Origin of the sequence: Bradyrhizobium sp. 149 (genome assembly GCF_023073915.1) — a bacterium.
Taxonomy (GTDB): domain Bacteria; phylum Pseudomonadota; class Alphaproteobacteria; order Rhizobiales; family Xanthobacteraceae; genus Bradyrhizobium.
The window spans coordinates 16462-40942 of sequence record NZ_JADPKK010000002.1; the positions used below are offsets into that span (position 1 = coordinate 16462).

Annotated in this window: 20 protein-coding genes; 14 read left to right on the top strand and 6 right to left on the bottom strand. The window is 65.1% G+C overall.

The genetic code is table 11. The features are described 5' to 3' along the window. The first annotated feature begins 93 nt into the window (after window positions 1-93). The 3 genes from IVA88_RS00120 (at window position 94) to upp (ending at window position 3325) form a co-directional block, all read left to right on the top strand. On the top strand, window positions 94-1350 hold the full coding sequence (locus IVA88_RS00120) for a GTP cyclohydrolase II (RefSeq protein ID WP_247495270.1): 1257 nt from the start codon (window positions 94-96) through the stop codon (window positions 1348-1350). A gap of 7 nt (window positions 1351-1357) precedes the next feature. Then, window positions 1358-2596, top strand: a complete 1239-nt coding sequence (locus tag IVA88_RS00125; protein WP_247495271.1) for a URC4/urg3 family protein — start codon at window positions 1358-1360, stop codon at window positions 2594-2596. Between the two features lie 99 nt (window positions 2597-2695). Further along, entirely contained in the window at window positions 2696-3325 is a 630-nt protein-coding gene (upp, locus tag IVA88_RS00130; protein ID WP_247495272.1) for a uracil phosphoribosyltransferase, read from the top strand. 73 nt (window positions 3326-3398) lie between these two features. Here the strand turns inward: upp and IVA88_RS00135 are convergent, their stop codons facing one another. Next, window positions 3399-4508, bottom strand: coding sequence for a M48 family metallopeptidase (locus IVA88_RS00135; RefSeq protein WP_247495273.1), 1110 nt, complete (start codon window positions 4506-4508; stop codon window positions 3399-3401). Between the two features lie 3 nt (window positions 4509-4511). Beyond that, window positions 4512-5657 carry a YjgN family protein gene (locus IVA88_RS00140; RefSeq protein WP_247495311.1) on the bottom strand — a complete coding sequence of 382 codons (1146 nt, stop codon included), beginning with the start codon at window positions 5655-5657 and terminating at the stop codon, window positions 4512-4514. A gap of 310 nt (window positions 5658-5967) precedes the next feature. Between IVA88_RS00140 and IVA88_RS00145 the strand changes: the two genes are divergently transcribed. Both IVA88_RS00145 and IVA88_RS00150 read left to right on the top strand, forming a co-directional pair. After that, entirely contained in the window at window positions 5968-7233 is a 1266-nt protein-coding gene (locus IVA88_RS00145) for a cytochrome P450 (RefSeq protein WP_247495274.1), read from the top strand. Window positions 7234-7425: 192 nt separating this feature from the next. Next, entirely contained in the window at window positions 7426-8700 is a 1275-nt protein-coding gene (locus tag IVA88_RS00150) for a cytochrome P450 (protein ID WP_247495275.1), read from the top strand. A gap of 254 nt (window positions 8701-8954) precedes the next feature. Here the strand turns inward: IVA88_RS00150 and IVA88_RS00155 are convergent, their stop codons facing one another. Beyond that, the gene (locus tag IVA88_RS00155; RefSeq protein ID WP_247495276.1) at window positions 8955-9875 is read right to left on the bottom strand and encodes a LysR substrate-binding domain-containing protein; all 921 of its coding nucleotides are present in this window, start codon (window positions 9873-9875) and stop codon (window positions 8955-8957) included. Window positions 9876-9999: 124 nt separating this feature from the next. Here IVA88_RS00155 and IVA88_RS00160 point away from each other — a divergent pair, with 124 nt between their 5' ends. The 4 genes from IVA88_RS00160 to mdlC all read left to right on the top strand — a co-directional run bounded on the left by IVA88_RS00160 (window position 10000) and on the right by mdlC (window position 14908). Continuing rightward, window positions 10000-11169 (top strand): acyl-CoA dehydrogenase family protein, encoded by a 1170-nt coding sequence (locus IVA88_RS00160; RefSeq protein ID WP_247495277.1) that lies wholly within the window; start codon window positions 10000-10002, stop codon window positions 11167-11169. A 10-nt stretch (window positions 11170-11179) separates the two neighbouring features. After that, window positions 11180-12283, top strand: a complete 1104-nt coding sequence (locus tag IVA88_RS00165) for a CaiB/BaiF CoA-transferase family protein (protein ID WP_247495278.1) — start codon at window positions 11180-11182, stop codon at window positions 12281-12283. A gap of 18 nt (window positions 12284-12301) precedes the next feature. Beyond that, on the top strand, window positions 12302-13153 hold the full coding sequence (locus tag IVA88_RS00170; protein ID WP_247495279.1) for a MaoC family dehydratase N-terminal domain-containing protein: 852 nt from the start codon (window positions 12302-12304) through the stop codon (window positions 13151-13153). Window positions 13154-13285: 132 nt separating this feature from the next. After that, the gene (gene mdlC, locus IVA88_RS00175) at window positions 13286-14908 is read left to right on the top strand and encodes a benzoylformate decarboxylase (protein WP_247495280.1); all 1623 of its coding nucleotides are present in this window, start codon (window positions 13286-13288) and stop codon (window positions 14906-14908) included. A 19-nt stretch (window positions 14909-14927) separates the two neighbouring features. Here mdlC and IVA88_RS00180 read toward each other — a convergent pair whose 3' ends face one another. Next, window positions 14928-15722, bottom strand: a complete 795-nt coding sequence (locus IVA88_RS00180) for an SDR family oxidoreductase (RefSeq protein WP_247495281.1) — start codon at window positions 15720-15722, stop codon at window positions 14928-14930. 41 nt (window positions 15723-15763) lie between these two features. Then, window positions 15764-16459 carry a hemolysin III family protein gene (locus IVA88_RS00185; protein WP_247495282.1) on the bottom strand — a complete coding sequence of 232 codons (696 nt, stop codon included), beginning with the start codon at window positions 16457-16459 and terminating at the stop codon, window positions 15764-15766. Window positions 16460-16651: 192 nt separating this feature from the next. Between IVA88_RS00185 and IVA88_RS00190 the strand changes: the two genes are divergently transcribed. Together IVA88_RS00190 and IVA88_RS00195 are read left to right on the top strand one after the other, a co-directional pair. Beyond that, window positions 16652-18121, top strand: coding sequence for a YcjX family protein (locus tag IVA88_RS00190; protein ID WP_247495283.1), 1470 nt, complete (start codon window positions 16652-16654; stop codon window positions 18119-18121). Continuing rightward, a complete protein-coding gene (locus IVA88_RS00195) occupies window positions 18118-19146 on the top strand; it encodes a TIGR01620 family protein (RefSeq protein WP_247495284.1) in 1029 nt (342 codons plus the stop codon). Before IVA88_RS00190 ends, IVA88_RS00195 begins: the two co-directional genes overlap by 4 nt. Here IVA88_RS00195 and IVA88_RS00200 read toward each other — a convergent pair. After that, a complete protein-coding gene (locus IVA88_RS00200) occupies window positions 19055-20719 on the bottom strand; it encodes a glycosyltransferase family 39 protein (protein WP_247495312.1) in 1665 nt (554 codons plus the stop codon). The two genes, IVA88_RS00195 and IVA88_RS00200, sit on opposite strands and share 92 nt — an antisense overlap. Before the next feature lie 211 nt (window positions 20720-20930). On the opposite strand from IVA88_RS00200, the gene IVA88_RS00205 reads away from it, so the two are divergent. The 3 genes from IVA88_RS00205 to IVA88_RS00215 all read left to right on the top strand — a co-directional run bounded on the left by IVA88_RS00205 (window position 20931) and on the right by IVA88_RS00215 (window position 24315). Further along, complete coding sequence (locus IVA88_RS00205; RefSeq protein ID WP_247495285.1) at window positions 20931-22661, top strand: adenylate/guanylate cyclase domain-containing protein; 1731 nt, start codon at window positions 20931-20933, stop codon at window positions 22659-22661. A gap of 135 nt (window positions 22662-22796) precedes the next feature. After that, window positions 22797-23996: a molybdopterin-dependent oxidoreductase gene (locus tag IVA88_RS00210; protein ID WP_247495286.1), complete on the top strand. Its 1200-nt coding sequence runs from the start codon at window positions 22797-22799 to the stop codon at window positions 23994-23996. A gap of 10 nt (window positions 23997-24006) precedes the next feature. Continuing rightward, window positions 24007-24315, top strand: a complete 309-nt coding sequence (locus IVA88_RS00215) for a cytochrome c (protein WP_247495287.1) — start codon at window positions 24007-24009, stop codon at window positions 24313-24315. Window positions 24316-24481 lie beyond the last annotated feature (166 nt).

The following is a 24481-nucleotide window of genomic DNA, read 5'->3' on the forward strand; positions in this document are numbered from 1 at the left end:
TATGTTGGATTGCGCCGCCGGTGACCGCATCGGCAGTGCGACCGAGCCAGGCCCGTCCGAGCGGCGGGCCGCTGGCTTTTTGGGAGTTTGGTCATGAGCCGCGCGAACCGTACCGACCACATCCGCCTGACCTCCCATCCGGAGCCGGGCCGGAAGGCCGCCTTCCCGATCCACTGGGGCGCCGCCGACGCACGCACCCGCGGGCCGATCATCGGCACGGTGTCGCGCGCAGCGGATCGCAACGTGATCGGCAGCCATGGCGGCTCCTATGCGATGTACCGGGCGCTCGCGGTGTCCGCCGGTGCGCTCGATCCGATCCGGCGTCCCGATCTCACCAACACCTTTCCCGCCGCGACCATCGGGCCGTTCTCGCAATGGAGCGATCCCGCAAAAATCGTCGCGCTCGACCCCTGGGGCCATCTCGTCGCCGAGAATTTCGGCAAGGAGATCGCCGAAGGCCTGGACATCAGGCCGAGCATCGCGGTGACGCGGGCGCGGCTCGACCTGCCGGAGATCCGCGAAGCGCTCGCCGCAAAACGCCTGCGCGCCGACGGCGATGTCGTGCACGCCAATGGCAGCGTGTCGGTGGTGAAGATCGCGATCGATCCGGTCTGGTATCTGCCCGGCCTTGCCGAGCGCTTTGCGACCAACGAGACCGAGCTGCGGCGCACGCTGTTCGAGCAGACAGCCGGCATGTTCCCCGAGCTGGTGACGCGGCCGGACATGAAGGTGTTTCTGCCGCCGATCGGCGGCACCACGATCTACATGTTCGGCGACGTCACCAAGCTGCCGGACCATCGCACCAAGATCACCTGCCGCGTGCATGACGAGTGCAACGGCTCCGACGTGTTCGGCTCCGACATCTGCACCTGCCGCCCCTATCTCATTCATGGCATCGAGGAATCCGCGCGCGGCGCGCAAGAGGGCGGGCTCGGGCTCGTGATCTACAACCGCAAGGAAGGCCGCGCGCTCGGCGAGGTGACGAAATTCCTGGTCTACAATGCGCGCAAGCGCCAGGAGGACGGCGACGCGGCCGCCGCCTATTTCGAGCGCACCGAATGCGTCGCCGGCGTCCAGGACGCGCGCTTCCAGCAATTGATGCCCGACACCATCCATTGGCTGGGTCTGAAGCGCATCGACCGCTTCCTGTCGATGAGCGACATGAAGCACGACGCGCTGACCTCGCAGGGCATCGACATCGTCGAACGCGTGCCGATCCCGCCCGAGCTCATTCCCGCCGACGCCTATGTCGAGATCGCCGCGAAGAAGGCCGCCGGCTATTACTCGGACGACATCGCGCCGGAGAAGGACGTGAACGACGTGGTCGGGCGTTCGCTGGAAAAATATTGATCGATTGATGGCAGACGCTTTGGAATTGCAGGCCCGTTCGCTGCTCAGCGCAGGAGCGGTTCGCGCGCGTGCTGGCGAGATGCTCGAGATCGGCCTGAACGGCGGCTTGAGCCACTTCACGATCGATCTCGATCGCATGGACGAGGTTGCGGACGCCGTGCTCGCGGTGACGCGCAAGGCCTATCCGACCCTGGACATCCCCTTCCATGCCCGCTGGCGCCACTTTGTGCTTGGCGGCGTCGACCGCTGGGCGCGGCTTTCGGACGCGGCGTCATGGCCTGATCGCGCGGCGCGGGCGCGCGCGGAGTTCGATCTTGCCATCGTCAGCGTGCTGCTCGATGCCGGCGCGGGTGCGGCGTGGCGATATCGCGACGCCGTGACGGGACAGAGCATCGGCCGGTCGGAGGGGCTTGCGATCGCAAGCCTCGACATGTTCGCTCGCGGCCTTTTTTCCCACGATGCCCGGGAGCCGTTTCGGGTCGATGCGGACGTGCTCGCGCAACTGCCGCTCGCCGCGCTCACCTCCGCCTTTCAGGTCAGCGATGCCAATCCGCTGCTCGGGCTCGAGGGGCGGACCGATCTGCTGCGACGTCTGGGCAAGCTGGTGGCGGAGCGAGCGGACGTGTTCGGCTCGCACGACACGCCGCGGCCGGGCGGGCTGTTCGATCACATCGCCGCGCAGGCGAATGGCGGCGCGATTCCCGCACCCGCGATCCTGTCCGCGGTGCTGAACCAGCTCGGGCCGATCTGGCCGTCGCGGCTTGAGCTTGTGGGAATTCCGCTCGGCGATTGCTGGCGCCATCCGGCGATCAAGGCGGACGATGCGACCGCAGGTCTCGTGCCCCTGCACAAGCTGTCGCAATGGCTGAGCTACTCGCTGATCGAGCCGCTCCAGCGCGCCGGATTCAAAGTCACCGACATCGACGGCCTGACCGGGCTGGCCGAATATCGCAATGGTGGCCTGTTCGTCGATCACGAGGTGCTGCGTCTGCGCGACGCCGCCGACGCCGAACGTGCGCATGCGGTGGACTCGCTGCTCGTCGTGGAGTGGCGCGCGCTGACCGTGGCGCTGCTCGACCGGCTTGCCGAACTGGTTCGCGCAAAACTCGGCCGCACTCGCGATACATTGCCGCTCGCCAGCATTCTGGAAGGCGGCACCTGGGCCGCGGGCCGCGCCATCGCCTTCGCGCGCCGTCACGACGGCGCACCGCCGCTCAAGGTCATCAGCGACGGCACGGTGTTTTAGTATCCAGATCGTTTGAGTTCGCGGCAACAGACCCCTCATCCGGCGCTTCGCGCCACCTTCTCCCACAAGGGGAGAAGGGAAAAAGCAAGAGCATCCATCATGGAAGGCGTCACGATCGTCAATCATCCGCTGGTGCAGCACAAGCTGACGCTGGTGCGGGACAAGTCCATTTCGACAAAGTCATTCCGCGAGCTGATCAAGGAGATCGGCATGCTGCTGTGCTACGAGGTGACGCGCGACCTGCCGCTCACTGATGTCGTGGTCGACACGCCGCTGGCACGGATGCATTCGGCCAAGATTGCGGGCAAGAAGCTAGTGTTCGTCCCGATGTTGCGCGCCGGCACCACCTTCGTCGACGGCATGATGGATTTGGTGCCGACCGCGCGCGTCGCCCATATCGGCCTCTACCGCGAGCCGCACAGTTTTTCGGCGGTCGAGTACTTCTTCAAATCGCCGTCCGATCTCAGCGAGCGGCTGGCGATCGTGGTGACGCCGGTGGTTGCGACCGCCAACACGGCCGTCGCGGCAATCGACCGGCTGAAGGAGCGCGGCGCCAAGGATATCCGGCTGGCCTGCCTGATCGCCGCGCCGCAGGGACTCGAACGGCTGCGCGGACTGCATCCGGACGTCCCGATCTGGACGGCCGCGGTGGACGAAGGTCTCGACGAGAACGGTTTTATCCTGCCGGGACTCGGCGATGCCGGCGACCGCGCCTATGGGACGCGATAGGCGCGAAGCTCAGGATTCTTATTTTGACGCGTTTTCTTCACGCGAACCGGTACCCACTTCGCTCCAAAACGCTTTAGATCTTCCCGCTGCCGCAAATCGACTTCAGCGCCGTCCACTCCTGATTCGTCAGCAACGGCGGGCCGCTTGGGGGACGGTCTTCCTTCGTCATGCGCGCGAGGCGGTCCTCGGTGAGCGGGTGGCTCGACAAGATCGACGTCAGGCCGCCGCCTTCCTTGCCCGTGATGCGGAACATCAGTTCGGCCGCGGGTTTGGGCGAGCGGCCGAGCGCGTGCATGATCTCGATGGCGAACGTGTCCGCGGCGGTCTCGGCCTCGCGCGAATAGGAGGCCTCGACCACGCTGCGCGAGGCGAAGATCACGGCGCTCGAGCCGGTGACGTCGCCGAACAACAGGCCGATCAGGAACGAGGTGCCGCCGTTGTAGATCAGGCCGCGCATGTTGTCGTAATGCTTAAGATGACCGAGCTCGTGGGCGAGGATGCCGGCGAGTTCGTCCGGGCTTTCGGCCTTGTCGAGCAGGCCCTTCAGCACGAAGACCTTGCCGCCGGGCAGTGCGAACGCGTTCGGCACCGGGGTCGGCAGCACGCCGGCGGTCATGGAATCGTCGTCGAGGCCGGCGGCATCGCGCAGCCGATTGACGAGCTTGATGAAGGCCGCCTTCCCCGCCGCGTCCTCGCATAGATTGCGGCCGAAGATGGTCTTGACCTGAACCTCCGACGCATCGCCAATGCGCCGCTCGATGGGTTTCGGCACCAGCGGCGCGAGGCGGTCGGCAGCGAGCGGGACGCCGAACAGCACGACGCAGACGATGGAGACGGCGGCAGCCATCGACCAGCCGACGATTTTTGCGACGCCGCGGCGCGAAGTCTGATGCTCGTCGAGGCGCATGCAGCGGGCGGTCACGTTCGAGGCGAGCAGAGCGTCGCGGATTTCCAGCCGCGCCAGCGGCGGCGCGGAAGCGCAGGCGAGCCGCAAAATGCCGGCCGGGCTGTCGGCGCGGCGGATGTCGGCATAGGGCCAGACAACGGGCCCTCCCCCTTCTTCGGCAATCTCGAGCGCGTCGCCGAGCGTCAACGTCACCTGCCGCCTGCGGCTCGACACGCCGTCGAAGAAGATCGTCGGTTTCGCGGACTGCGCCGGGGTCTCGGTGGACAACTTATTCACAGCTCAGAATCCCGCGACATCGAGCCCATCGGCAAAGCCTTCGCCGAGCGCGCTGGCAAGCTCGGCGCTGCCGCGCACATCCGCGGCGGCCGCGATGTTATGCACATCGACGGTTTCCAGCACCTTGGCCCAGAGATCGCGCTGGAGATAGACCCGCATGACGATGTTGAGGGCAAGGGCGAGTGCGAGGTAACCGACGACCATCATCACCAGCATCGGGATGCTCTTGGCGGCATTGCCGGGCCCGAACGCCTGCTCGACCGAAAGGCCGCTCAGCGCGACGACGAGCATGGTCGCTCCGCCGATATAGGCGCCGAAGATGGCCGAGAGCAGCGTCCACCAGCCGATCACCTTCCAGTACAGGCCGTAGAATGCGTTGTGCGGCAACTCCGAGGACAGGCTGACGCCGCCAATGCGGATGCCGTCAAGCCACCAGCGCCATTCGCGCGCCTTGAACTCGGCATAGAAGAACGGCGCGAGCGGGAAGATCACCAGTGCGATCGGGCTGAGCAGCCACAGCCACCAGCCCCGCTTGAAGAACGTCCAGCCGTCGCCTGCGAATTCGCCGCGCAAATCGCCGTAATGGGTGTGCCGCATCTTGTAGCGTTCGAGCGACGCCTCGCGCCACGGCAATGCGAGACCGAGGGTCAGAAACACCAGCAAGCCCCACAGCATGGCGCGGAACGAATAGGCCCAGCCCGACCCGTCCATCCAGAACCGTACGCCGCGCCAGACCGTGCGCGTCAGCCGATAGCGCCGTGCGCGAAAAATCGCAAACTGGCCGAAGGCGTAGAAGCTGATGAACAGCGGCGTCGAGGCAAAGCCCTGCCAGCGCTCGAACTCGATACCGACGAGGAAGTAGGCCAGATAGATCGGCACCAGGATCGCAAGCGCGAACAGGAAGCCGACCAGCAGCTCCTTGGCCCGGCCGGTATATTCGGCGGCGTCGCCGTCGATCGCGGTGTTGGCCCATAGATGACGGCGGACGTCGGTGACGAGCCAGAACCGGTAGAAGCCGAAAGTGACGAGCTCCAGCATGGCACCCTTGGTGACCAATTTGCGAAACTCGGTGCGGTTACCAGTGAAATCGACCCGCGTGGGCGGCAGCGGCGGCGGAAGGGGTTCGGAGCCGATGGGGGTCCATTGCATGTCGTTCACGGCGGCAACCTCGGGATGCGAACCTGGTTCGTTCAAACTATAGATCAGAGATTAGTCGATCCCCAAGATGGGCGGGTTCGATTTAGCTCGATTCCGGTCGATTTCTTGCACGTTTCCACGGCCGAGGGCGTGCGCGAGATCACGTTTGCGCCGCGGTGTGACGCCCGTCCGACGCTCTCGTGAAGCTGGATGTGGCAAAACTCGCCCTTGCTCCGGCGCAGACAACCGGCTGTAATTGCAAATCAAATACCGCAGCGCAGAATTCAACGAGAACGCGCGGTTTACGTCAGGGAGAACCGTCATGCACGGGACCATCGAAAGCGCGGCGAAGCTCGACGCCTTACGCGCACGCGCCACATCACTGCCGCTGGAGCAGTTCGATCCGGGCGACCCTGAGCTGTTCAGGACGGATACGTTCTGGCCCTATTTCGATCGGCTGCGCCGCGAAGATCCCGTGCATTATTGCAAGGACTCGATGTTCGGACCGTATTGGTCGGTGACGCGCTACCACGACATCATGGAGATCGAGACCAATCATTCGGTATTCTCCTCGGCCTCCTCGCTCGGCGGCATCACCATCCGCGACATCGATCCGGATCTGCGCCGCGAAAGCTTCATCTCGATGGACCCGCCGCGCCACGCGGCGCAGCGCAAGACCGTGGCGCCGATGTTCACGCCGACGCATCTGGACAATCTCGCTCTCAGCATCCGCGAGCGCTCGGCCGAGTGCCTGGACAATCTGCCACGCGGCGAGGTGTTCGACTGGGTCGACCGCGTCTCGATCGAGCTCACCACGCAGATGCTTGCGGTGCTGTTCGACTTCCCATGGGAGGACCGCCGCAAGCTGACGCGCTGGTCGGACGTCGCCACCACGATTCCCGGGCCCGACGGTCTCGTCGCCACCGAAGAGGAGCGCCTGGCCGAATTGACCGAATGCGCGGGCTACTTCGCGCGGCTGTGGAAGGAGCGCATCGAGCAGCCGCCGAAGAGCGACCTGTTGTCGATGATGGCACATGGCGCCGCGACGCGCGACATGGACGCGAAGAACTTCCTCGGCAATCTTATCCTTTTGATCGTCGGCGGCAACGACACCACTCGCAACACCATGTCCGGCTCGCTCGACGCGCTGAGCCAGCATCCGGAGCAATATCGCAAGCTGCGCGAGAACCCCGCGCTACTCGACAGCTTCGTGCCGGAGGTGATCCGCTGGCAGACGCCGCTGGCACATATGCGGCGCACCGCGCTTGCGGATTTCGAGTTCCGCGGCAAACAGATCAGGAAAGGTGACAAGGTCGTGATGTGGTACGTCTCGGGCAACCGCGACGCCGACGCGATCGAGAAGCCCTACGAATTCATCATCGACCGTGCACGACCGCGCACGCATCTGTCGTTCGGCTTCGGCATCCACCGCTGCGTCGGCTTGCGGCTTGCCGAACTCCAGCTCAAGATTATCTGGGAAGAGATCCTCAAGCGCTTCGACCATATCGACGTGGTCGGCGAACCCAAGCGGGTTTATTCGAGTTTCGTGAAGGGTCTCGAAACGCTGCCGGTGAAAATTGCGGCGTGAGTTCGCAGCAATGATGTGTTCAAACGACATCCGCCAGGAGCTGCGCCCCTTCTCTCGCTTGCGGGGGAGGATTGGGGTGGGGGTACCTCCACGGGCGAGAACCCCCAAGAGGAAAGAGCCCTCACCCGGCGCTACGCGCCGACCTCTCCCGCAAGCGGGAGAGGCGAAGAAAGACCAACTGGAGCCACCACGATGAACATCCAAGCGCCGGTTAAAGCGGACAAGGCCGAACGCATGCGCAGGGCCCGCGAGGAGGCCTATGCGACGCCGCTGGCGCAGTTCCACCCGGGCGCGCCCAGGCTGTTCCAGGACGACACCTTGTGGCCGTGGTTCGAACGGCTGCGCAAGGAAGAGCCGGTGCATTACTGCACCAACGCGCCGATCGAGCCGTATTGGTCGGTGGTGAAGTACAACGACATCATGCATGTCGACACCAATCACGGCCTGTTCTCCTCCGATTCAACGCTCGGCGGGATCGGGATCCGCGACGTGCCGGAAGGCTATGACTGGCCGAGCTTCATCGCCATGGACCAGCCGCGTCATTCGTCGCAGCGCAAGACGGTGTCGCCGATGTTCACGCCGACGCATCTGGACGAACTGGCAAAACTGATCCGCCAGCGCTCGCAGACCGTGCTCGACAATCTGCCGCGCAACGAGACCTTCAATTTCGTCGAGCGCGTCTCGATCGAGCTGACGACGCAGATGCTGGCCACCCTGTTCGACTTCCCCTGGGAAGAACGGCGCAAGCTGACGCGCTGGTCCGATGTCGCGACCGCGCTGCCGAAGAGCGGCATTGTTGCCTCCGCCGAAGAGCGCCGCCGCGAGATGGACGAATGCTATGCCTACATGTCCAGGCTCTGGAACGAGCGCGTCAATTCCGCACCGCGCAACGATTTGTTGTCGCTGATGGCGCACAACGACGCCACGCGGTTCATGGATCCGGACAACCTCATGGGCAACATCATCCTGCTCATCGTCGGCGGCAACGACACCACCCGCAACACCATGACGGGTTCGGTGCTGGCGCTGAACGAGAACCCGGATCAGTACGATAAGCTCCGCGCCAACCCGGAACTGATCGACTCCATGGTGCCCGAGGTGATCCGCTGGCAGACCCCGCTCGCGCATATGCGACGCACCGCGCTTGCCGACACCGAGATCGGCGGCAAGCACATCAAGAAGGGCGACCGCGTCGTGATGTGGTACGTCTCGGGCAACCGCGACGAGGAGATGTTCGAGAAGCCGAACGACTTCATCATCGACCGCCCGCGGCCGCGCACCCACCTCTCCTTCGGCTTCGGCATCCACCGCTGCGTCGGCATGCGCCTCGCCGAGCTCCAGCTCAAGATCGTCTGGGAAGAGATGCTGAAGCGCTTCGACCGTATCGAGGTGGTCGGCGAGCCCAAGCGGATCTATTCGAGCTTCATCAAGGGATATGAGTCGCTGCCGGTGCGGATTCCGGGGTGACAGCTGCGACGGCGCCATAGCGGGCCACGCGGCTTTATCCCCTCACCCTGAGGAGCCTGCGAAGCAGGCGTCTCGAAGGGCGAGGCCATCAGCCGGGCCTGCATCCTTCGAGACGCGCGAAGACGCGCTCCTCAGGATGAGGATTGAACATCTCAGCCCAGCTATAAAATTTCGGCATGACAGCTCGCTCAGGATGCGAAGGGCCGGCCGCGGGCTTGTGTCCTAAATCCTTCTGAGATTTCTGGTGCTGGCGCTCAAGCCAGCCTGATGTCCCACACTCCGTCCTTGCGGCAGGCGGCGACCTCTTCGCGCAGGAGGGCGGTGACGGCGAGCGAGGCCGTCGAGACCGGACGGTCGATCGGAGAGGCAAATATGAGCTCGCGCGTCATCGGCTTCGAGACCACAGCGGTTTCCAGCCGTCCGTCCGCGACCTCGCCGTGGACCGACGAGGGCGGCAGCAGCGCGAAGCCGAGGCCTTCCTCGACGAGACTTGTGAGCACGCGGAACGAATCCGCCTCGAGCTGGACGTTGAGCTCGATCTTGCGCTGCGCCGCCGCGTGCTCGATCAGCGCACGGAGGCCGTGGGAATGACTGGGCAACACCAGCCGTTGCCGCAGCAGCCAGCCGACGTCGACGCTCTTCTTGCGCGCCAAGCCACAACCGCGCGGGCCGACCGCGACGATGTTGTCGCGGCCGAGGCTCTCGACCTTGAGATGCAGGTCGGCGGAGCGGCCGTAGAGGATCGCAAGGTCCATCTCGCCGCGATGCAGCCATTCGACGAGATGGCCGCTGTAACTCTCGACGATGCGCAGCGAAATGCCGGGAAATTTTTCGACGCAGCGCCGCGCGAAGCGCGCCGAGAGCACGCAGCTCACGGTCGGAACCAGGCCGAGCACGACCTGACCGGATGGCGGCCCTTTGGAAGACTGGATGTCGTCGCGGATCTGGTCGATCTGCCGCACGATGCCGGAGGTGCGCGCCAGCAACAGGCGGCCGGCATCCGTGAGCACCATGCCGCGGCCGTTGCGGGTGAACAATTCGGTGCGCAGCTCGTGTTCCAGCAGCTTGATCTGCCGGCTGAGCGCCGGCTGCGCCACACGCAACGTGTCGGACGCCTTGGAGAGGCTGCCGAGCTCCGCCACGCAACTGAAGGTCCTGAGCTGACGGAAATCCATGCTTGCCAATCCTGGAAGGCTACTCCATACGCTATAGCAAATGAGCATAGGGGGCTGGCATTGTTTTCACAACGCCAGAGGATCGGCCGGCGTTATCTTAACTGCCGCATATACGGGAAACCCCATGAGTGAAGAACACCAGACCGAAGATCACGCCGACATCCGCGAAGCCGTCGCGAAGCTCTGCGCGCAGTTTCCCGGCGAATATTGGCGCAAGCTCGACCGTGAGATGGCCTACCCGAAGGCCTTCGTCGACGCGCTGACCGAGGCCGGCTATCTCTCGGTGCTGATCCCCGAGGAATATGGCGGCGCGGGCTTGAAGCTTTCTGCGGCCGCCGCGATCCTCGAAGAGATCCAGCGCGCGGGCTGCAACGGCGGCGGCTGCCACGCCCAGATGTACACGATGGGCACGGTGCTGCGGCACGGCAATGACGAGCAGAAGGCGAAATATCTGCCGAAGGTCGCGAGCGGTGAATTGCGGCTGCAGGCGTTCGGCGTCACCGAGCCGACCAGCGGCACCGACACCACCTCGCTGAAGACCTTCGCGCGCAAGGACGGCAATGCCGGCTACGTCGTCAACGGCCAGAAAATCTGGACCAGCCGCGCCGAGCATTCCGACCTGATGCTCCTGCTCGCGCGCACCACGCCGAAGGACCAGGTCAAGAAGCGCACCGATGGTCTTTCGGTGTTCATCGTCGACATGCGCGAGGCCAAGAACAACGGCCTTGAGATCCGCCCGATCCGCACCATGATGAACCACGCCACCACCGAAGTGTTCTTTACCGACATGAAGGTGCCGGCAGAGAATTTGATCGGCGAAGAGGGCAAGGGCTTTCGCTATATCCTCTCCGGCATGAATGCCGAGCGCATCCTGATCGCGGCCGAATGCGTCGGCGACGCCAAATGGTTCATCGCCAAAGCCACCAATTATGCCAAGGAGCGCAGCGTTTTCGGCCGGCCGATCGGCCAAAATCAAGGCATCCAGTTCCCGATCGCCAAGGCCTACGCCGCGATGCGCGCCGCCGAGCTGATGGTGAAGGAAGCCACGCGCAAATACGAGGCCGGGCTCGACTGCGGCGCAGAGGCCAACATGGCCAAGATGCTCGCGGCCGATGCGTCCTGGGAAGCGGCCAACGCCTGCGTTCAGACCCATGGCGGCTTCGGCTTTGCCGAGGAATACGACGTCGAGCGCAAGTTCCGCGAGACGCGGCTCTATCAGGTGGCGCCGATCTCGACCAACCTCGTGCTGTCCTTCATCGCCGAGCATGTGCTCGGCATGCCCCGCTCGTACTGAGGCAGCAATCATGGGAGCACTTGACGGCATCAGGGTGATTGCGGTCGAGCAGGCGGTGGCTGCGCCGTTCTGCTCATCGCGGCTGGCGGACGCCGGCGCGGAGGTCATCAAGATCGAGCGGCCCGAAGGCGATTTCGCCCGCGGCTATGACGCGGCGGCCAAGGGTCAGAGCAGCTACTTCGTGTGGCTGAACCGCGGCAAGCAATCGGCCGTGGTCGACCTCGCCACCAAGGAGGGCTGCGCCGAGCTGGAAAAACTGATCGCGAGCGCCGACGTGCTGATCCAGAACCTCAAGCCGGGCTCGATGGACAAGCTCGGCTTTGCGCGCGAGCGGCTGCTGAAGGATTATCCCAAGCTGATCTCCTGCACGATCACCGGCTATGGCGACGAGGGACCCTATGCGCACCGCAAGGCCTATGATCTCTTGATCCAGGCCGAGAGCGGTCTCGCCTCGATCACCGGCAATCCCGACGGCGCCTCGCGCGTCGGCATGTCGATCGTCGACGTAGCGACCGGCGCCACGGCGCATGCGGCGATTTTGGAGGCGCTGATCGCGCGCGGACGTACCGGCAAGGGCGCCGACATCCGCATCTCCATGTTCGACGTGATGGCGGACTGGTGCACCGTGCCGCTGCTCAACTCCGAGGCCGGCAATCCGCCCAAGCGCATGGGGCTGCGCCATCCCTCGATCGCGCCCTATGGCGTGTTCACCTCCAGCGACGGCAAGGACATCCTGATCTCGATCCAGAGCGAGCGCGAGTGGAAGACGCTTTGCGCAAAAGTGCTGGACCAGCCGGATCTGCCGGCCGATCCCCGCGTTGCCAACATGGTTGAACGCGTGCGCAACCGCGACTTCACCGACAAGACGGTCGCGGATGCCTTCGGCAGGATGACGCGCGATGAGCTGCTGAAGCGGCTGTCCGATGCCGATATCGCCTTTGCCGAGGTCAACACCATGGCGGACCTCACCAAGCATCCGCATCTGCGCCGCATCGAGGTGGATACGCCGAACGGCCGCGTTAGCTATCCGGCGCCGGCGCCGATCATCGTCGGGGAGAGCCGCAGCTATGGCGCGGTGCCTGCGATCGGCGAACGACCGGCCAAGAAATCGTAACAGCAAGAGCGAGGCGTCATGACCGAGAAGCTCGACATCGACCATTTGCGGCAATGGATCGGGCGCAGCACGGAGGCCACCGACATCGTCACCGCGCAGCTCGTCATGGGTTTGCGCGCAACGCTATTCCAGGAGGTCGGTGCGCCCAAGCCGGGCGATGCGGCGCCGTTCACGGTGCACTGGTGCCTGGCTCAGCCGGTGTTTCCGATGTCGATGCTCGGCCCCGACGGCCACCCCACCCGCGGCGGCTTCCTGCCGCCGGTGCCGCTGCCGCGCCGGATGTGGGCCGGCGGCGAGATCGAATTTTTGCAGCCTCTGCGCGTCGGCGATGAATCGACGCGGACCTCGCGCATCGCCGATGTGCAGGTAAAGACGGGATCGACCGGCACGCTGTGCTTCGTCTCGGTCGAGCACAGCATCTCCTCGCCGCGCGGTATCGCTATTCGCGAGCGGCAGGACATCGTCTATCGCGAGATGACGACCACGCAGGCCGCGACCACAAAGGCCCCGCCTCCGCCGCCCAAGGCGCAGCATCGGGAGACGCATGTCTCCGATCCCGTGCTGCTGTTTCGTTATTCCGCGCTGACCTTCAACGGCCACCGCATCCATTACGATCGCGACTATGTTACAAAAGTCGAGGGCTATCCGGGCCTGATCTTCCACGGGCCGTTGCAGGCGAGCTTCATCGTCGAGATGGCGGCGAAGCTGCGCGGCGGCAAGGCGCCGAAGAAGTTTACCTATCGCGGCGTGCAGCCACTGTTCGAGGGCAGCGAGTTTTCCATCAACGCCAACGAGACCGAAGCGGGCATGGAGCTGTGGACCGCGAACGCGGAGGGACAGCCGACGATGAAGGGCACGGCGGTGTGGTGACCTTCGTCATTGCGAGCGCAGCGAAGCAATCCAGAATCCCTCGGCGGTAATAGTCTGGATTGCTTCGTCGCAAGGGCTCCTCGCAATGACGGTGGGGCTGATGGCGCCGATAGACAACAAGGGACGGAAACCATGTCCAGGAACGGCAACACCGGCAGCAAATCCGTCACCGTGAAGCAGGCGACGCTCGATTTGCTGCGATCCTTTGGCATCAAAAAAGTCTTCGGCAATCCCGGCTCGACCGAGCTGCCGTTCCTGAGCGACTGGCCTGACGACATCGACTACGTGCTGGCGCTTCAGGAAGCCTCCGCGGTCGGCATGGCCGACGGTTATGCGCAGGCGACGCGCAATGCCGGCTTCGTCAATCTGCATTCCGCGGCCGGTGTCGGCAACGCGCTCGGCAACATCTATACCGCGCATCGCAACCAGACGCCGCTGGTGATCACCGCGGGCCAGCAGGCGCGCTCGATCCTTCCCTTGCAGGCATTCCTCTATGCCGAGCGTGCGTCCGAATTCCCGCGGCCCTATGTGAAATACAGCGTCGAGCCGGCGCGGCCCGAGGACGTGCCGGCCGCGATCGCGCGCGCCTATTACACCGCGATGCAGCCGCCCTGCGGGCCGACCTTCGTGTCGATCCCGGTCGACGACTGGACGCATGCGGCCACGACCGTCGAAGCGCGCAAGGTCAGCCGCGAGATCGGGCCTGATCAAGAGGCGATGAAGGCGCTGGTCGCCGCGCTCGGTTCAGCCAAACACCCTGCCCTCGTTGTCGGTCCCGGCGTCGACCGCGCCGGCGCGGTCGATCTGATGGTGCGCGTGGCCGAGAAAACCAAGGCCGGCGTCTGGGTCAGCCCGTTTTCGGCGCGCTGCTCGTTTCCGGAACGCCATCCCCAGTTCGCCGGCTTCCTGCACGCCTCGCCGGCGCAATTGTCGGACGCGCTGCGCGAGCATGATCTCATTGTCGTCATCGGCGCGCCGGTGTTCACCTTCCACGTCGAGGGCCATGCCGCGATCTTCGACGGCGGCGCGACGATCTTCCAGATCACCGATGACCCGGATGCTGCTGCGGTGACGCCGGTCGGCACCAGCATCATCGCGACGATGAAACCGGCGCTCGCAATGCTGCTCGACCTCTTGCCGGAGAGCAAGCGCGCGGCGCCGAAGGGGCGAACGCTGCCACCCGCCCCGCAAGCTGCCGAGCCGCTGCCGGTCGAGTTCCTGCTGCATTCGCTGTCGCAGGCGATGCCGGACGGCAGCTCGCTGGTCGAGGAAATCCCCTCGCACCGGCCGGCGATGCAAAAGTTCATGCCGATGCGCGGCCAGGACAGTTTTTACACCATGGCGAGCGGCGGTCTCGGCTACTCGCTGCCGGCCGCGGTCGGCATGGCGCTCGGCAAGCCGAAGCAACGCACGTTGTGTCTGATCGGCGACGGCTCGGCGATGTACTCGATCCAGGCGCTGTGGACCGCCGCGCAGCGCAAGCTGCCGCTCACCATCGTCGTCATCAACAATTCCGGTTACGGCGCGATGCGCTCGTTCAGCCAGGTGATGCAGGTGAGGAACGTGCCCGGGCTGGAGCTGCCGGGGATCGACTTCGTGCGGCTCGCCGAAGGCATGGGTTGCCATGCGGTGCGGGTGACGAAGGCAGCGGAGCTCGGCGAGGCGCTGAAGCGCGGGATGGCGTTCGAAGGGACGAGCCTCGTCGAGGTCGTCGTGGATTCAGCGGTGCCGGTGCTGTACGGGCAGAAGCATTGACGATGCCTTAGCCCGGAATCTAAGTCCCGAACTTGTCGCGCATCCTGGCCTGGATCTTGGCCATGCCGCCGATCCAGCGATCGTAGTTCTCGGTCTTCTTGCGCATGTAGCCGAGCACCTGCGGGTGCGGCAGGATCAGGAACGTCTCCTGCTCGAGGCCGGCGAGCACGTCCTTGGCGACCTGCTCCGGCGTAAGATCGCCGTCGCCGGATTGCGGGCCCTTGGGGATCGAACGCAGCATGTTGGTGTCGACGCCCTGCGGACAGAGGATCGAGACACGGATGTTGTGCGCCTTGTGCGAGATCGCGAGGTTTTCGGCAAAGCCGACCGCCGCGTGCTTGGTGGTGGAGTAAGCCGGGCTGCCGACCTGCGACAGCAGGCCCGCGGCCGAGATCGTGTTGAGGAAATAGCCGCCGCCGCGCGCCTTCATGCGCGGGATCAGATGCCGCGCCGCATAGACGTGCGCCATGACGTGAATAGCCCAGCTGCGCTGCCACGGCTCGTCCGAGGCGCCGCCGGCATTGACCGACATCGGATCGAAACCGCCGCCGATGCCGGCATTGGAGCAGAACAGTTCGATCGGGCCGAACTGCCGCTCGGTCTCCTCGATGACGTGCGAAATATCCTTCTCCTGCGCGACGTCGCATTTGAAGGCCGCGCCATTCACCGTGGCGGCCACCGCCCTCGCGTTGTCCGCGTCCATGTCGGCGACCACGACCTTGGCCGCACCAGCCTTGTGAAACGCCCCGCACAGCGCCTTGCCGATGCCGTTGGCGCCGCCCGTGACGACCACGACCTTGCCGGTCACCTGCATGCGACGTCTCCCCTTATCGTCTACCGCTTCGCGGAGCTTGCTCAGCTCAACACGAGGTCGAGCACCGCGGTATAGTGGCACGCCGCGCCGGCCAAGACAAAGCCATGCCAGATCGCATTCTGGAAGCGCAGCCGCCGCCAGGCGTGGAAGATCACGCCAAAGCTGTAGAGCAGGCCACCGGCAAGGATGAAGCCCAGTACCAGCGCAGGCAGCGCCTTGACCACAGCGTCATAGAGCATCACGCCGCTCCAGCCCATGGCGAGGTAGATGCCGACCGCGACGCGGTCGAACCGGCCGGGATAGAGAAGTTTCAGCACGATGCCGAGGATCGCCACGCACCAGACGCCGGCGAGCAGCACCATTGCGAACCCGCTGTCCTTCACCTCCAGGATGAACGGCGTGTAGGTCGCCGCGATCAGCAGATAGATCGCGGAATGGTCGAACCGCCGCAGCAGCCATTTGGCCGGCGAGACCGGCCAGAGATTATAGGTCGCCGACAACACCAGCATCGAGAGCAGGCCGGCGACATAGATCGAGACGCCGACGATGTCGGTCGCGTCGGCATAGAGCGTCGCCAGCACCACCAGCACGGTCGCGGCGATGATGCCGCAGAGCACGCCGATCGCGTGGATGACGCCATCGGCGATCAGCTCGGCGCGATCGTAATTCCAGCCGATCGCGTCGGCGGCTGCGTGGACGGAGGTGGATGCGAACTGTTTCAGTTGGAAGACGGTCATGGCAATCCAGAGACAAGGAAGGGGCCACTTTTCTATGGGTCATTCGGGATCGGCGCGTCGTTCAAACGGCTGATTTGCCGATAAAGGCGGTGGAAGTATGAAGCTTGATTTTCGTCAGGCAGTTGCCACTTTTGTGATTAGTCCGTTTTACCTATTTGCCCCATCCCGCTCGCCCGAGACCCCCTCGTTCACATGGCATTCAGTTTCCAGGATATGGTCGAAGAAGCGCGGCTGTCGGCGAGGGCGCTGATCGACTATGGCGAGCACTTCTTCAATCCGACGGTGCGGCTCGGGGTCACCGGCCTCTCGCGGGCCGGCAAGACGGTGTTCATCACCGCGCTGATCCACGGCCTCACCCGTGGCGGCCGGTTTCCGGTGTTCGAGGCCTATTCATCCGGCCGGATCGCGCGGGCGCATCTGGCGCCGCAGCCCGACGATGCCGTGCCGCGCTTTGCCTATGAGAGCCATCTGCGCGCACTGATCGAGGAGCGGCGCTGGCCGAACTCGACCGTCGACATCAGCGAACTCAGGCTCGTGATCGACTACCAGCGCCAGAACGGCGCCGATCGTACGCTGACGCTCGACATCGTCGATTATCCCGGCGAGTGGCTGCTCGACCTGCCGCTGCTCCAGAAGAGTTTTGAGCAATGGTCGGCGGAAAGCCTTGCGCTGTCGCGCGAGGCGCCGCGCGCCCATCTTGCCGCGGACTGGCACGCGCATCTCGCAACGCTCAAACCCGAGGCGCGCGAGGACGAGCAGGCGACGCTCACCGCCGCAAAGCTGTTCAGGGGCTATTTGCAAGGCTGCCGCGACGAGCGCTTTGCGATGAGCCTGCTGCCGCCCGGCCGCTTCCTGATGCCGGGCAATCTCGCCGACACACCGGCGCTGACCTTTGCACCGCTCGACGTTCCCGCCGGCGGCCAGGCGCCGGAGGGATCGCTGTGGGCAATGATGGTGCGCCGCTATGAGGCCTACAAGGACGTCGTGGTGCGGCCGTTCTTCCGCGATCATTTTGCCCGGCTCGATCGCCAGATCGTGCTGGCGGACGCACTCGCCGCGTTCAACGCCGGCCCCGAAGCGCTGCACGATCTCGAAGCCGCGCTAGCGGGCATTCTCGACTGCTTCAACATCGGCCGCAGCACGATCCTCTCCGGCCTGTTCCGGCCGCGGATCGACCGCGTTCTGTTCGCGGCGACCAAGGCGGATCATCTGCATCATTCCAGCCACGACCGGCTCGAGGCCGTGCTGCGCCGCGCGGTCACCCGCGCCGTTGCGCGCGCGGAAAATACTGGCGCCGAGATCGACGTCGTCGCGCTCGCCGCCGTCCGCGCCACGCGCGAGGCGCAGGTCGCGCATGGGCGAGACCAATTGCCGTCGATTCTGGGAACGCCGGCCGCGGGCGAAAGCGCCGGCGGCGAGTTCTTCGACGGCAACACCGAGGTGGCAACTTTTCCGGGCGACCTGCCGCTGGATCCCGAGCCGCTGTTCAACGGCACCGCTGCATTCCGCGGGCTCTCGACCGAGGCCGCCGGGAAGAGCGATTTTCGCTTCCTGCGCTTCCGTCCGCCAAAGCTCGACCGCGAAGGCAACGAGGAGCCGGCGCTGCCTCACATCCGCCTCGACCGTGCCTTGCAGTTCCTGATCGGAGACAAGCTGTCATGAACGACCGATCGAAGCCACGGCGGCCGGCGACGTTCCGGCTCGACGATCCCGGCGTCGTCGTCACCGAGGCCGACGAGACGACGAGGCTCGGCCGCACCACCATCCAGATCACGCCAGAGCACGATCCAGCGGCGTTGCCGGTGCCGATCGCGCCTGCGCTTCCGGCGCGGCGCGGCTTTCCCTGGGGCGCGTTGTTCTGGTCGGGTGTCGCCGGGCTGACGCTGCTCGGCGTCGGGCTCGGCGTGGTCCGTCTGATCGAGGATCTGTTTGCGCGCAGTGAAAGCCTCGGCTTCGTCGGACTGGCGCTTGCCTTCATCACCGCGTTTGCGCTCGCGGTGGTGATCGGACGCGAGGCGTTCGGGCTCGCGCGCCTCGCAACGATCGAGAAGCTGCATCAGCGCGCAGCCGCTGTCCTTGCCAGCGACGACCGCAAGGAGAGCCGCGCCATCGTGCAGGATCTGCTTGAGATCGCGCACCAGAACCCGCAGCTCGCACGCGCCCGCGCCGCATTGGAGAGCCATGCCGGCGAGATCATCGACGGCGCCGACATGATCCGGCTCGCCGAGCGCGAATTGATGTCGCCGCTGGACGCGGAGGCGCGGCGGCTGGTGTCGTCGGCCGCGCAGAAGGTCTCGATCGTCACGGCGGTCTCGCCCCGCGCGCTGATCGACGTATTGTTCGTGTTCGTGGCGTCGCTGAGATTGATACGCCAGCTTGCGTATCTCTATGGCGGCCGTCCCGGCGCGCTCGGCATGATCCGCCTGCTCCGCCACGTCATCGCCCATCTCGCCATCACCGGCGGCATGGCGGCGAGCGACAGCCTGGTGCAGCAGATGCTCGGCCACGGCATTGCGGCGAAGCTGTCGCAGCGGCTCGGTGAGGGAATCCTCAATGGACTGCTGACGGCCCGGCTGGGCTTGGCAGCGATCGACGTCACGCGGCCGCTGCCGTTCGCCGCACTGCCGCCGCCGAAGCTGTCGGACCTCGCGACGGATCTGTTGCGGAAGAAGGACGACGAGGAGTAGCTTTCGGTTTCCTCTCCCCCGCTTGCGGGGAGATGAAAGCCAGCACGCGCCACTGGAACAGCGGCGAGTTTCTCGGTGGCGACAGCTCCGGGGTCCAACCTGAGAGCTTCTCCACCACGTACGTGTCCATCACGAGGCCGCGCCAGCGGCGCTCGACTTGACCGAGCGGCTCGCGCCTGGCGGGGATGTTCTCCCACAGCGACGAACGGTTGTCCGGCTCGCGTCCGACATAGATGCCGGCGTGCCCTCGGACCCGATCCATGCCGGGATCGCGAAAGTCCTGGAAGCGGCCGCGCTCGTTGAGCTCGATCACGGGCACGCGGCCCCTGAACAGCCAGCGCATCATGGCGTAGGTGCGGTAGTCCGTGGTGGCGATCCAGGTCGCGCCGGTCTCGTCCAATGCGGCCTGCGCGCGCGCGGCGACCTGCTCGTAGCCGGACTCCGCACCGTTCGGATCGATCTTGCCCAGCAAGTTCCAGGGCGCGGCGACGTAATAGAGGAACACGATGACGACAAAACCAATACCCGAGACCACCGCCGTGTTGGTCCAGAACAGCGACGATTTGAGCATCCGCGCCGATCTTCCTTCACGCGACAGCATGGTGAGGTTGATCGCGGCGGCCGCAAAGGCGACCGGCCACATGAACATCGGCCAGGTGTCGCCGACGCGGAGGGTCAGGGATTTCATCAGGAAATAGAGAAACGGCACAAGGACCGCGGTCGACAGCAAAATGGCGACCGGCTCGCGGGTGCGATAGCCGCGCCACGCCGTCATCACGACCCCTGTCAGCACCACCGGCAGCATGACGAAACCGACCAGACCGAATTGCAGGCCGATGTAATCGCCGATGGTGCGAAGCGAGATGCCGTAATTGGTGGTGGCGCGCACACCCTGGAAGCGGATCGCGGCCCAGTCGTGCTGCACGTTCCAGACCAGGACCGGCGAGAACACGACGATTGCGATCAGGACCGCAAGATACGGATAGGGGCTGCGCAGCCAGCGCCAGCGCCAATCCGGCACCAGTAGAAAGGCGGCAACCGCAGGCGCGAACATGATCACAGTGAATTTCGACAGCATCGCCAGCCCGGCGAACAGGCCGGCTGCGAGCCACCAGCGGCCGTCGCCGCCCTGCGCAACCCGGACCAGGGACCACATCATTGCCACCGCAAACGGGATCATGGCGACATCCGGCGCGACCTTGGCCATCAGCAGGCCGTAATAGAGCGCGGCCTCCGGCATCAGCACCGCGAGCACGATGGCGCGCACATCATGGGTGAGGCGGCGGACGATGTCGGCGAGCAGGAGCTGCGTCACCAGCATCGCGACAATGCCGCCGAAGCGAACACCGAGTGTGGTGTCGCCGAAGATCGCGATGCCGAACCGGATCAGCCAGGCGATCCCGGGGGGATGATCGAGGAAGCTCAGCGCGGTCTCCTGCGACCAGGTCCAATAATAGGCCTCATCGGTGCGCAGCTCGATTGCGGAGGCATAGACGATGCGCAGCAGCGTCATCGCGGCGATGATCGCCGCGGCCATGACGAGCGGCCGGCGCGCCGCGCCAGCGGGGGGCATCGTGATGTCGGGAGCTGTCGTCACGGCCGCGCTTTTCGCCAACCTGGTGGGGCAAGTCAATGCGGGGTACCATCGCCCCGGATCGGCGCGCTTGTGCGGGACGACACCGAGATTGTGGCGGCTTGCCGCGTATGTGATCCCGCAAGCTGTCCAGCTCCGGAATTAAACGCTACGCTGGCTGTTCTCCTTGGTGAGCTAATACAAGGGAATCATGGCCACCGCCCCTGCACCGATCTCCGAACTCGTCCGCGCCACCAGCGTGCGCCAGGTGCGGCTGGTCTGCGGCGTCATCCTGTTCGCCTATGTGGTCAGCCATTTCCTCAACCATGCGCTCGGCAACATCTCGGTCGATGCCATGGAGATCGGGGTCTACTACCACACGCTCTTCTGGCAGTTCCTGCCGGTTGCGATCGTGTTCTATACGGCGGCGCTCACGCATATGGGGCTCGGCATCTACGCGCTGTACCAGCGCCGGCAGTTCCGCTGGGGGACGGTCGAGCCGCTGCAGCTCGTGCTGGGCTTGAGCATCCCCGGGCTGGTCATGGCGCATGTGATCGGCGTGCGGCTCGGTCAGACGCTTTACGGACACCAAAAACTCTATCCGCAGGAACTCTATCTGTTCTTCGTCGCGTCGAACCGTATCTGGGCCATGACGATCCTGCTTCTCATTGCCTGGGTGCACGGCTGCATCGGCATCTATTTCTGGCTTCGTCTCAAACCGTTCTTCACACGCGCGGCACCCTATTTGCTCGCGGCCGCCGTGCTGATCCCGACGCTGGCAATGCTCGGTGTCTACCAGGGCGGCCGCAGCGTCCAGGTCGATGCCGATGACGGCGAATGGCGGACGCATAATCTCAGCCGCCGTCAGGTCGGTACGGCGGCCGAGGCCGCGACGCTCGACCGCATCACGGGCGGCCTCACCGCCGGTTATCTCGGACTGCTCGCCCTGGCGCTGCTGGCGCGCGGCGTGCGCGCCTTGCGCGAGCGGCGCGGCGGCATGATCGCGCTGTCCTACGGCAACGGCAAGACGGTGCGCGTCCCCAAGGGTCTCTCCGTGCTGGAAGCGAGCCTGCGCCACAATGTGCCGCATGCCAGCGTCTGCGGCGGGCGCGCCCGCTGCTCGACCTGCCGCATCCGCGTCATCGGCGATCACGGCGCCCTGCCCGAGCCGTCGCAGCGCGAGGCGTTCGTGCTCACCCGTGTCGGCTCCAGCGATCCCTCGATCAGGCTGGCCTGTCAGCTGCGGCCGACATCGGATCTCTCCTTCTTCCAGCTCTTCACCGCGCACACCCTGTCGGCGAGCGCGCAGGCCTCGACACCCGCCAGAATCGGCCAGGAGCGCTATCTCGTCAGCCTGTTCGTGGACATGCGCGGCTCGACGCAGCTGGCCGAGAAGCGGCTGCCGTTCGACACCGTGTTCATCGTCAATCGCTTCCTCGGCGCCGTCTCGCAGGCCGTGATCGAGAATGGCGGCCAGCCGAACCAGTTCGTCGGCGACGGCATGCTGGCGCTGTTCGGGCTGAGCGCAGATCCGCAAGAAGCCTGCCGCCAAGCGCTGAAGGCCGCCGCCGGCATCGCCAGGCAAATCGACGAGCTCAATGAGCTTCTCGGCCACGATCTGCGCCAGCCGATCCGCTTCGGCATCGGCATCCATGGCGGCGAGGTCATCATCGGCGACATCGGCTATCGCGATCACATCGTCTTCACGGCGCTGGGCGATGCCGTCAACGTCGCGGCCCGACTCCAGGACATGACCAAGACACTGGCCTGCGAAGCGATCGTCTCGGAGGAAGTCCGCCGCACCGCGGGCCTCGCCGACGATGCACTGCCGCAGCAGGAGGTCGCGATCCGCGGCCGCGACGAACCGATGGCCGTGCGCGTCGTGGCGGACGCAAGGCAGCTGTCCGCGCTCGTCGATCGCGGCAAACGCGTCGCGGCGTAACACCGGTTTGCTGCAACGCAGCGGCATGGGCCTGCTGCGAAAGCACGAATTGACTTCAACTGAGTCGTCGCGACAGATGAGCGCGGGATCGCGGTGATGACCGCCAGCCAACGAAAAGCTCCGGGAGGAGACCATATGTTCGATAGACGCGACCTGCTCAGAGGAGCGGGTCTTGCCGCTATTACGGCCGCACTGAACTCCACCAAAGCGCTGGCACTCGACACCGTCACCCTGCCCTTCGCCAATGGCGAACGGCCTTTGGTGAAATATCCGCAGAAGCGGCCGTTGATCGGCCTGACCAGCCGGCCGCCGCAGCTCGAGACGCCGTTCGCGGTGTTCAACGACGGCCCGATCACGCCGAATAACGCGTTCTTCGTGCGCTATCACCTGTCCGACCTGCCCTACAATCTCGACCCCGACAAGTTCACGCTCGAGGTCAAGGGCAAGGTCGACAAGCCGCTCAAACTGTCGCTGAAGGACATCAGGAAGATGAAGGCGAGCGAGATCGTCGCCGTCAACCAGTGCTCCGGCAACAGCCGCGGCTTCTCCGATCCGCGCGTCGCCGGCGGCCAACTTGCCAACGGCGCGATGGGCAATGCGCGCTGGCGCGGCGTGCCGCTGAAGGCCGTGCTGGAGATGGCGGGCGTGCAGGGCGGCGCCAAGCAGGTCACCTTCAACGGCATGGACGGTCCCGTCAGTGACAAGACGCCCGATTTCGTCAAGGCGCTCGATATCGATCACGCCACCGACGGCGAGGTGATGCTGGCCTATGGCATGAACGGCGAGGACCTGCCGTTCCTCAACGGCTTTCCGCTGCGCCTGATCGTGCCCGGCTATTACGGCACCTACTGGGTCAAGCACCTCAACGAGATCACCGTCGTCGACAATGTCTATGACGGGTTCTGGATGAAGTCGGCCTATCGCATTCCGGACACGCCGAACAATGCGGTCGAGCCGGGCACCGCGCCGAAGGCAACGATCCCGATCAACCGCTTCACCATCCGTTCCTTCATCACCAGCGTCAACGACGGCGCCAAGCTGAAGGCAGGCGGCACGACGCTGCGCGGCATCGCCTTCGACGGCGGCAAGGGCATCAAGGAGGTCGCGGTCTCCACCGACGGCGGCAAGAGCTGGACCAGCGCCACGCTCGGCAAGGATCTTGGCAAATACTCGTTCCGTGAGTGGAAGCTGCCGGTGAAGCTCGCGGCGGGCTCCTACGAGCTCAAGGTGCGCGCCACCGGAAATGGCGGCGAAACCCAGCCGGATACGCCGCGCTGGAATCCGGCGGGTTATCTACGCAACGTCGTCGAAACCGTCCGCGTCACCGTGGCTTGAGGGAATGATCATGCAGCGCACCGTTCTCCTCGCCATCACGCTCGCCTTCGCCGGCGTGGTAGGTTCGGCACTTGCAGCACCGGTCAATTACAAGACTCCCGACGAAGTCGCGGCGTTCAAGCCCGGGCCCAATCTCGAAGTGGTTCAGGGCAATTGCAGCGCCTGCCACTCCGCCGACTACATCAACACGCAGCCGCCGATGAAGGACAAGAAAGGTTTTTGGCAGGCCGAGGTGACCAAGATGATCAAGGTCTATGGCGCCCCGATCGACGATGCCGATGTCGGCAAGATCGTCGATTATCTGGCCGCGACTTATTGACGGATGGCGCGCGGCACGCGGCCAAGTGACCGCGAAACGGGCAAAACAGGCAAAAAACGCCGCGAAGTTGAGCGGAATTCGGCGAAATGGCGATGTGGTTTGAGCTACCACGCCAGCCACATTCCGCGTATCTTATTAGGACCGAACCGGCCGGTTGGCGGGGACT

Excerpts from the sequence above, each read along its gene's own strand:
- IVA88_RS00160 (WP_247495277.1), top strand. The coding sequence starts at position 10,000 with ATGAGTGAAGAACACCAGACCGAAGATCACGCCGACATCCGCGAAGCC.
- IVA88_RS00170 (WP_247495279.1), top strand. The coding sequence starts at position 12,302 with ATGACCGAGAAGCTCGACATCGACCATTTGCGGCAATGGATCGGGCGC.
- IVA88_RS00150 (WP_247495275.1), top strand. The coding sequence starts at position 7,426 with ATGAACATCCAAGCGCCGGTTAAAGCGGACAAGGCCGAACGCATGCGC.
- upp (WP_247495272.1), top strand. The coding sequence starts at position 2,696 with ATGGAAGGCGTCACGATCGTCAATCATCCGCTGGTGCAGCACAAGCTG.
- IVA88_RS00145 (WP_247495274.1), top strand. The coding sequence starts at position 5,968 with ATGCACGGGACCATCGAAAGCGCGGCGAAGCTCGACGCCTTACGCGCA.
- IVA88_RS00205 (WP_247495285.1), top strand. The coding sequence starts at position 20,931 with ATGGCCACCGCCCCTGCACCGATCTCCGAACTCGTCCGCGCCACCAGC.
- IVA88_RS00155 (WP_247495276.1), bottom strand. The coding sequence starts at position 9,875 with ATGGATTTCCGTCAGCTCAGGACCTTCAGTTGCGTGGCGGAGCTCGGC.
- IVA88_RS00215 (WP_247495287.1), top strand. The coding sequence starts at position 24,007 with ATGCAGCGCACCGTTCTCCTCGCCATCACGCTCGCCTTCGCCGGCGTG.
- IVA88_RS00165 (WP_247495278.1), top strand. The coding sequence starts at position 11,180 with ATGGGAGCACTTGACGGCATCAGGGTGATTGCGGTCGAGCAGGCGGTG.
- IVA88_RS00120 (WP_247495270.1), top strand. The coding sequence starts at position 94 with ATGAGCCGCGCGAACCGTACCGACCACATCCGCCTGACCTCCCATCCG.
- IVA88_RS00125 (WP_247495271.1), top strand. The coding sequence starts at position 1,358 with ATGGCAGACGCTTTGGAATTGCAGGCCCGTTCGCTGCTCAGCGCAGGA.
- IVA88_RS00185 (WP_247495282.1), bottom strand. The coding sequence starts at position 16,459 with ATGACCGTCTTCCAACTGAAACAGTTCGCATCCACCTCCGTCCACGCA.
- IVA88_RS00180 (WP_247495281.1), bottom strand. The coding sequence starts at position 15,722 with ATGCAGGTGACCGGCAAGGTCGTGGTCGTCACGGGCGGCGCCAACGGC.
- IVA88_RS00210 (WP_247495286.1), top strand. The coding sequence starts at position 22,797 with ATGTTCGATAGACGCGACCTGCTCAGAGGAGCGGGTCTTGCCGCTATT.
- mdlC (WP_247495280.1), top strand. The coding sequence starts at position 13,286 with ATGTCCAGGAACGGCAACACCGGCAGCAAATCCGTCACCGTGAAGCAG.
- IVA88_RS00200 (WP_247495312.1), bottom strand. The coding sequence starts at position 20,719 with ATGCCCCCCGCTGGCGCGGCGCGCCGGCCGCTCGTCATGGCCGCGGCG.
- IVA88_RS00140 (WP_247495311.1), bottom strand. The coding sequence starts at position 5,657 with ATGCAATGGACCCCCATCGGCTCCGAACCCCTTCCGCCGCCGCTGCCG.
- IVA88_RS00195 (WP_247495284.1), top strand. The coding sequence starts at position 18,118 with ATGAACGACCGATCGAAGCCACGGCGGCCGGCGACGTTCCGGCTCGAC.
- IVA88_RS00190 (WP_247495283.1), top strand. The coding sequence starts at position 16,652 with ATGGCATTCAGTTTCCAGGATATGGTCGAAGAAGCGCGGCTGTCGGCG.